This is a genomic window from Pseudoxanthomonas sp. LjRoot204_2 (genome assembly GCF_056175765.1).
The window spans coordinates 1-2,414 of the sequence record NZ_JBGFFG010000470.1; the positions used below are offsets into that span (position 1 = coordinate 1).

General features: G+C 66.4%; 5 protein-coding genes. All 5 read right to left on the reverse strand.

The annotated features are described in order from the left end of the window. A partial coding sequence (locus tag AC04L7_RS16695; protein WP_475513458.1) for an NAD-dependent DNA ligase occupies positions 1–786 on the reverse strand: 786 nt, incomplete at its 3' end. A gap of 35 nt (positions 787–821) precedes the next feature. Next, positions 822–1,169, reverse strand: a complete 348-nt coding sequence (locus AC04L7_RS16700) for a type II toxin-antitoxin system PemK/MazF family toxin (protein WP_435999010.1) — start codon at positions 1,167–1,169, stop codon at positions 822–824. Between the two features lie 14 nt (positions 1,170–1,183). Next, on the reverse strand, positions 1,184–1,435 hold the full coding sequence (locus AC04L7_RS16705; RefSeq protein WP_435999012.1) for an AbrB/MazE/SpoVT family DNA-binding domain-containing protein: 252 nt from the start codon (positions 1,433–1,435) through the stop codon (positions 1,184–1,186). Positions 1,436–1,558: 123 nt separating this feature from the next. Further along, positions 1,559–1,918: a GFA family protein gene (locus AC04L7_RS16710; RefSeq protein WP_435999015.1), complete on the reverse strand. Its 360-nt coding sequence runs from the start codon at positions 1,916–1,918 to the stop codon at positions 1,559–1,561. Then, positions 1,915–2,259, reverse strand: coding sequence for a low molecular weight protein tyrosine phosphatase family protein (locus AC04L7_RS16715; protein WP_435999016.1), 345 nt, complete (start codon positions 2,257–2,259; stop codon positions 1,915–1,917). Before AC04L7_RS16715 ends, AC04L7_RS16710 begins: the two co-directional genes overlap by 4 nt. Positions 2,260–2,414: the final 155 nt, after the last annotated feature.

The window sequence follows — 2,414 nt, forward strand, 5'->3', positions numbered from 1 at the left end:
GTCCACGCCTTCCACCACGTCGCTGAGGCTGCTGACCGGGAACCCCCAGCCGCGCAGTTGCTTCAGCGTGGCCGAATGCGAATCCGGCAGGTCGCCGCCCTCGACCAGGCCGGTGCCGTAGGCGAAGAACGCCAGCGGCCGTTGCGCGGTGATGCGCGGGTCGAGCTGGCGCAGCGAACCGGCCGCGCCGTTGCGCGGGTTGGCCAGCACCTTGCCGCCGTGCTTGCGCGCGTGTTCGTTGTATTTCTCGAAGTCGGCGCGCGGCATGTACACCTCGCCGCGCACCTCCAGCACGGCGGGCCAGCCGGTGCCGCGCAGGGTCAAAGGAATCGCTTTGATGGTCCGCAGGTTGAGGGTGACGTCCTCGCCGGTGGCGCCGTCGCCACGCGTCGCGCCCTGCACGAACGCGCCGTTCTCGTAGCGCAGGCTGATGGCCAGGCCGTCGAGCTTGGGTTCGGCCGAGAAACGCAACGCCGGGCGCTTGAGCTTGTCGGCGATGCGGCGGACGAAGTCCTGCACTTCCTCGTCGCTGAAGGCGTTGCCCAGCGACAGCATCGGGATGGCGTGGCGCACCTCGGCGAACTTGCCGGCCGGCGCATTGCCCACGCGCTGAGTGGGCGAATCGGCGGTGACCAGCTCGGGGTGCGCGGCCTCCAGTTCGTCCAGCGCGCGCAGCAGGCGGTCGTACTCGGCGTCCGGGATGCTGGGCTCGTCCAGCACGTGATAGCGGTAGTTGGCGTCCTCCAGCTGGCGGCGGAGGTCGGCGATGCGGGCAGCGGGTTCCATGGTGCGATTCTACCGGCCGCGGCGCGAAGCGAGCGTCACTCGAGGATTGCGCGCACCGCGTCCAATGCCTCCTGCACCAGCCCATCCGGCGCCTTCTCGATCCGCTTGAAGGTACGCGCACGTGCGTCCACGGTTCGCGTCTGGTCGCACAGCACGATCCCCTGCGTACGCAGCCCCGTGCCCATCAGCGTCACGCTGAATCCGTTCGCACGTGCCGCCTGACCGCCTTGCGTAATCGGAGCGACCAGAAGCAGGCCGGAGGCCTGATTGAAGGCGCTGGCAGACAACACCAGCACCGGACGGGCGCCGCGGATCTCACGACCCTGTGTCGGGTCCAGGCTAAGTTCCAGGATGTCGCCGCGCTGTGGGATTCCCTTGCCCATGATGTCCGCTCCTCCTAGAGCAGTTCGCGTCCCGCCGGCTCATCCTCGAGCCACACTTCGTCCCTGGTCCACGCCGCAGGCGTAGCAGGGCTGCCGGCCAGGCGATCCGCCAGCGAACGACGCGCCGGCGACACCGTCAGGGTGCGACCTTCCACCGTCAATTCCACGACCGAGCCTGCCTCGACGGCCAGCGTGCTGGCAATGGCCTTCGGAATTGACAGGATGACCGAACCGCCGGACTGGCGGAGGATGGCGGTGCACGACATGGTATCGCCCCGTAAGTTTTACTCTAGTAAAACTTACTCTGCCCTTTTGCCGATTGCAAGCGGCGATATAAGGGGTCACGGGGACTCGGCTATAGCAAGGGATTTACGTGTGGTGCGATCCCGTCACGGCATGCCCGCGCCCACCGTCATCCTTACCGGGATGCCGGCCGGATCGAATCCATCCAGGCAATAGACGTTGATGCCGTAGTAGTCCGGGGTGACGCGCTTGCGGTGGAACGGATAGATGCCGCAGATCGTGCAGAAATGGTGGTGCGCGGTGTGCGTGTGGAACTGGTAGTCGGCGAGCACGTCGGCGCCCGCCAGCAGGCGGAACGCGCTTTCGTGCACCTTCACCATCAGCGCGTTCTTTTTGCGGCAGATCGAGCAGTCGCACTGCGTCAGCTCGGGAAAGTCGGTGTCGATCTCGAAGCGGACGGCGCCGCAGTGGCAGCTGCCGGTCCAGGTCTGCAGGGGGCGACTCATGCGAGCCCCGCGCCGGCAGGCAGGAACCGAACGACCTTCTGTTTCAGCAATCGGATGAGCACGGGGTCCATGTACGCGTAATCGTCCGGGATATCCAGGCAGATCACCCGCTTGCCGTTGAGGTGGCGCTTGAACTCCGCGGACAGGCGGCTGCGATGCGCTGGCTCCATCACGAAGATAAGGTCCGCCCACGCCAGCAGCTCGGGCGACACGGGGACTTCGGCGTCGTTGCCCAATCCTGCGGACGCCGTCTCCACGGCCGGCCAATCAGCGAACACCTGCTCGGTCGTCGGACTGCGCAGGCGGTTCTGGGTGCAGATGAAGAGGATGTTGCGGGGCATGGAAGGAGTGTGGGCGAAGGCATGACGGCGAGCCAAGGCTGCACGACGGCCGTAGGCTGGGTTGGAGCGCAGCGTAAACCCAGCAGAGCCGTCATCGCGCCTGATGCTGGGTTTCCGCTGCGCTCCAACCCAGCCTACGGTGCATTCCTCTATGT